The sequence below is a fragment of the Curtobacterium sp. Csp2 genome, from assembly GCF_013347165.1.
In genome coordinates this window covers 291,291-296,058 of the sequence record NZ_CP054593.1, presented here as the reverse complement: position 1 = coordinate 296,058, position 4,768 = coordinate 291,291, and the positions used below count along the sequence as shown (strand labels likewise).

The following is a 4,768-nucleotide window of genomic DNA, read 5'->3' as shown; positions in this document are numbered from 1 at the left end:
GAGCCGCGGGGCGGGCGGAGGCGAGCGCGCTGCGCGGCGCGGGACGGGGGCCGGCGGCGGGACCGGGGAACGACCGGGGGGCGGACGCATGCCGCCCGAGCAGCGGGCCACGAGCCTCCCGGCGGTGTCCCCCGCCCCCGGCTGGGGGGTGCCGAACCGGGGCGACCCGCCGCACTCCCAGCGTTCTGTAAACTCCTTCGGTGAGCGCCCAGCAGACCGACACCCCGCCCCGGAACCGCTTCGCATCCGGCCTCGACCGCTTCTTCTCGATCACGCAGCGCGGGTCGAGCATCCCCGCACTCCCAGCGTTCTGTAAACTCCTTCGGTGAGCGCCCAGCAGACCGACACCCCGCCCCGGAACCGCTTCGCATCCGGCCTCGACCGCTTCTTCTCGATCACGCAGCGCGGGTCGAGCATCCCCCGCGAGGTCCGTGGTGGCCTCGTCTCGTTCGTGACGATGGCGTACATCGTCATCCTCAACCCGCTCATCCTCGGTGGGTTCAGCCAGGACCAGGCGCCGCACGACGTCCTCGGTGGCTGGCTGCAGAACGCCCAGGTCGCCGCGGCCACCGGCCTCGTCGCCGGGGTCATGACGATCGCGATGGGTCTCGTCGCGAACCTGCCGTTCGGCATCGCAGCGGGGCTCGGGATCAACTCGTTCCTCGCCGTGAGCGTCGTGCACCAGGTGACGTGGGCCGAGGCGATGGGCCTGGTCGTCATCAACGGCGTGGTGATCGTCATCCTGGCGCTGACCGGCATCCGGACGATGATCTTCACGGCGGTGCCCGCGCAGCTCAAGGCCGCGATCACGGTCGGCATCGGCCTGTTCATCGCCTTCATCGGGCTCGTCGACTCGGGCTTCGTGCGCACCACGAAGAACGCGTCGCCGCCGCTGCAGCTCGGCGAGGACGGCTCCGTCGCGGCCCTGCCGACGATCGTGTTCCTGATCGGCCTGGTCGTCATCGGCACGCTCATGGCGCGCAAGGTCAAGGGCGCGCTGCTCATCGGCATCATCGGCACGACGATCGTCGCGATCGTCCTGCAGGCGATCTTCAAGGTCCCGACCTCGGTGGACTCGCCGACCGGCTGGAACCTCAACGCACCGGGGCTGCCGAGTGCGTTCTTCGCGCTGCCGGACCTGTCGCTCGTCGGGCACGCGGACGTGTTCGGGGCGTTCACCCGCATCGGTCCGGTCGCCGCGTCGATGCTCGTCTTCACGCTCGTGTTCACGAACTTCTTCGACGCCATGGGCACGATGACCGGGCTGGCGAAGGCCGCCGGGGTCGCGAAGCCCGACGGGACCTTCCCGCGCCTGAAGTCCGCGCTCGTCGTCGAGGGTGCCGGGGCGATCGCCGGCGGTGGTGCCTCGGTGTCGTCGAACACGGTGTTCATCGACTCCGCGTCGGGCATCGGCGAGGGCGCCCGCACGGGCATGGCCTCGGTCGTGACGGGGCTGCTGTTCCTGGCGTCGATGTTCCTGACCCCGTTGACGCAGGTCGTGCCGCTCGAGGTCGCGGCCGCCGGACTCGTCGTCGTCGGTGCGCTCATGGTGGCGCAGGTGAAGGACATCGAGTGGACGGACTTCGGGGCGGCGCTGCCGGCGTTCCTGACGATCGTCGTGATGCCGCTGACGTACTCGATCGCGAACGGCATCGGTGCGGGCTTCATCAGCTGGGTGCTCATCAAGCTGCTGTCCGGCCGCGGGCGCGAGGTGTCGTGGCTGCTCTACGTCGTCGCCGCGGGCTTCCTGCTGTACTTCGCGCGCGGCCCGCTCGAGGCCCTGCTCGGGGTGGGGTAGCGGGGCCGGCTCGCCGGTCCGTCCCGGCGGCTCGTCCCGGCTCGTCCCGCAAGACGCAACGTGGGCGGTTCCTCGCAGCGACATTCCGCTGCGCGGAGCCGCCCACGTTGCGTTTCGCGGAGGGGCAGTCCGGCAGTCCGGCAGTCCGGCAGTCCGGCCTGGAGGCTCGGGGTCAGTCCCGCAGGTCCGCCGGCTTGGCCTCGTGGCGGCGACGGCCGTCCGTGCGCCGGTCCTCCTTCATGCTCGCCTCGTACAGGTGGCGCTTCCCACCGACGAGCTGGTCGCGTGCGGTCTGCTCGAGCTCCTTGGCGAGCGCGTAGTAGTTGTCGTCGTAGTCCTCGACGATCTGGAACGTCCACCGCCCGTCGATGACGTTCCGCCCCACCAGCTCGGTGTCGATCCGCTCCGCGAGCTCGGTGTGACCCGCCTTCCGGAGCTGCTCGACGGCGTCCCCGAGGTTGAGGTCCGCCGTCCCCGTCAGCCGGTGGAACCCGTAGAGCAGGCCACGGGCGTGCTCGAGCACCTCGAGGGCGGCCGACAGCGTGCCGAGGGCCTCGACGGTCGCCTCGGACACCCCCTCCGGTACCTGGTGCGCGTCGTCGGGACCCTGGCCGTCGTCGTGTCGCTCGTCAGTCATGCACCCCGTCTACCGGAGCGGTGCTCGGGGCGCTCCGAGCGATTCGGCGCCCGGTGGGTCGGAGTGCTCCCGCACAGCCGGAAGCACGCCGCGCCGCGGGAGTCCATGGTGCGCCGTGCTTCCGGTTGTGCGGAGCGCAGCCGACCCGGCACAGCCCCGCTCCGCCTCACGCCGACGGAGTCGAGACCGGCACCGGGAGCCGCGCTGGGGCCTCGGCCGCACGCCGCTCCATCAACCGCCACGACCCCCCGAGCAACGGCGACAGCGTGACCACCGTGTAGACCACCGCCACGACACCGAACGTCGCCGTCACGCCGATGCCGTCCGCCGCGATCCCGCCGAAGAGCCCGCCGAGGGGGATGCCCGCCCACGACCCCGCGGAGAGCAACCCGAACACCCGGGCCCGCATCGGCCCCGGGATCCGCTCGAGCTCGACGGCGCCGAGGATGGGGTTGAGCGCCCCGGCCGCGAGCCCGGACACCGCGCACGCACCGAGCATCCACGGCAGCCCGAGCCCGAGTGCCGGCACCACGAGCGACGGCCCGCCGGCGAGCACGAAGCAGACCACGAACGTGATCCGGCGCGGCAGCCGGTGCGCCACGTACCCGAACGCGAGCGACCCGAGGAACGCCGCCCCGCCGTAGGTCCCGCTGACGATGCCGAGCGACTGTGCGCCGTCGAGCACCCGGTCGGCGTAGAGCGGGAGCAGCGCTGTGGACCGTGCGGCGTCGAGCAGGTTCGTCACGAGCACCAGGGCGATCACGAGCCGGAACAGCGGGTCCCGCACGCAGAACCGCAGCCCGGCCCCGAGGTCCCGCCAGTAGCCCGCGGAACGCTCGGCCGGCGCCGCGTCCGGCGCCGGGTGCACCGTCGCCCCGCGGAGCGTCAGCACCGCGAGCACCGCCGCCGCCGCGAAGACCGACGCGGTGACCGCCAGCGCCGGCAGCGGTCCGACGGCCCCGACGAGCAGCCCGGCAGCCGGCGCACCGAGCAGCACGGAGAACCGGACGGACGCCTCGAAGTGCCCGACCGCCCGTTCGAGCGGGACACCCGCGGCCGTCGCGAGCCCCGGCAGGAGCACCCGTCGCCCGGACTCCCCCGGGGTGTCGAACAAGCCGCCGAGGAACACGAGCACGAGCAGTCCCCACGAAGGCAGCCCGACCGTCCACGCCAGGAGGGGGACCGCGGCGAGGGTCACCGCGCTGACGAGGTCCGACACCACGCTCGACCGGACGAACCCGAACCGCTCCACGAGCACGCCGCCGAACGCCCCGCCGAGCACGATCGGCACCGTCGCCGCGAACGCCGCGATGCCGACGTCGGTCGCGGACCCACCGCGCGAGAGCACCACGAACGGCACCGCGATGGTCGTCGCGACGTTGCCCGTGCGCGAGACGACCTGCACCGCGAGGAGCGACCGCAGCCGCCACCGCGCGTTCACGGCCGTGCCGACCGGTAGCTCTGCACGACCGCCGTCACACGCTCGGAGCCGTCGCCCGCCACGTGGTCCGCGCTGACGGCCTCCCACCGGTCGAGCACGCCCTGCAGTTCGGCGCCGAGGTCCCGCAGTTCGTCCACCGTCAGCCGGAGCACCCGGTCGCCGCTGTTCGAGGCCGCGACCCACTCGCGACCGAGTGCCGGGACGTGGTCGATGAACGCCCGGTACTCGTCGGCGTACGCCTGGGCGACGGTGTGGTCGAGCGCCGTGGCGGCGAGCATCCGGTCGGGGTCGTCGAACGCGTCGGCCAGGTTCCACGACGTGTGCTGCGCCGTGGCCCGCCACCAGCGCTCACGTCGGTCGGTGCCGAGTTCCGGCGCGGGTTCGATGAAGCCAGCGGTCGCGAGTCGCCCGCAGTGGTAGCTGATCGTCCCGGGCGCCTCGTCCACCTGCTCCCCGAGCATCGCGGCGGTCTGCGGACCGCCGGAGCGCAGCAGCCCGACGATGCGCAGCCGGGTCGGGTGGGCGAGCGCCCGCATGTGGGCTGCGTCGTCGAGTCGCTGGACGTCCATGACTCGACGATAGATCCACAAGAATCGTTGCGCAACACTTCTTGTGGATCGGACTGGAGGATCGCCCCGCGTCGGGCGAGCGCGCTACGGTGCCGACATGGCCAGGTGGGTCGCGCTGCTGCGCGGGGTGAACGTCAACGGGATCACGATCCGGAGCGCGGAGCTCGCGGCGCTGTTCCGCGAGCTCGGGTACGAGGACGTGCGCACGGTGCTCGCGTCGGGCAACGTCGTGTTCACCGCGGACGGGGACGCCGCCTCGGTCACGGGCGCCGTCGAGCAGGCCTTGCGCGACCGGTTCGGCTACGACGCCTGGATCGTGCTCG

General features: G+C 72.5%; 5 protein-coding genes. 2 read left to right on the top strand and 3 right to left on the bottom strand.

Annotation, left to right across the window (positions count from 1 at the left end):
- Positions 1-325 precede the first annotated feature (325 nt).
- On the top strand, positions 326-1,798 hold the full coding sequence (locus HUN59_RS01510; protein ID WP_174777305.1) for an NCS2 family permease: 1,473 nt from the start codon (positions 326-328) through the stop codon (positions 1,796-1,798).
- Positions 1,799-1,970: 172 nt separating this feature from the next.
- Here HUN59_RS01510 and HUN59_RS01505 read toward each other — a convergent pair whose 3' ends face one another.
- The 3 genes from HUN59_RS01505 to HUN59_RS01495 all read right to left on the bottom strand — a co-directional run bounded on the left by HUN59_RS01505 (position 1,971) and on the right by HUN59_RS01495 (position 4,445).
- A complete protein-coding gene (locus HUN59_RS01505; RefSeq protein ID WP_058740737.1) occupies positions 1,971-2,435 on the bottom strand; it encodes a hypothetical protein in 465 nt (154 codons plus the stop codon).
- 166 nt (positions 2,436-2,601) lie between these two features.
- Entirely contained in the window at positions 2,602-3,876 is a 1,275-nt protein-coding gene (locus tag HUN59_RS01500; RefSeq protein WP_174777304.1) for an MFS transporter, read from the bottom strand.
- A complete protein-coding gene (locus HUN59_RS01495; RefSeq protein WP_058740733.1) occupies positions 3,873-4,445 on the bottom strand; it encodes an ArsR/SmtB family transcription factor in 573 nt (190 codons plus the stop codon). The genes HUN59_RS01500 and HUN59_RS01495 overlap by 4 nt, the downstream gene beginning before the upstream one ends.
- Positions 4,446-4,542: 97 nt before the next feature.
- Between HUN59_RS01495 and HUN59_RS01490 the strand changes: the two genes are divergently transcribed.
- Positions 4,543-4,768 (top strand): DUF1697 domain-containing protein (locus HUN59_RS01490; protein WP_174779325.1); only part of this gene is annotated, 226 nt, incomplete at its 3' end.

Excerpts from the sequence above, each read along its gene's own strand:
- HUN59_RS01505 (WP_058740737.1), bottom strand. The coding sequence starts at position 2,435 with ATGACTGACGAGCGACACGACGACGGCCAGGGTCCCGACGACGCGCAC.
- HUN59_RS01495 (WP_058740733.1), bottom strand. The coding sequence starts at position 4,445 with ATGGACGTCCAGCGACTCGACGACGCAGCCCACATGCGGGCGCTCGCC.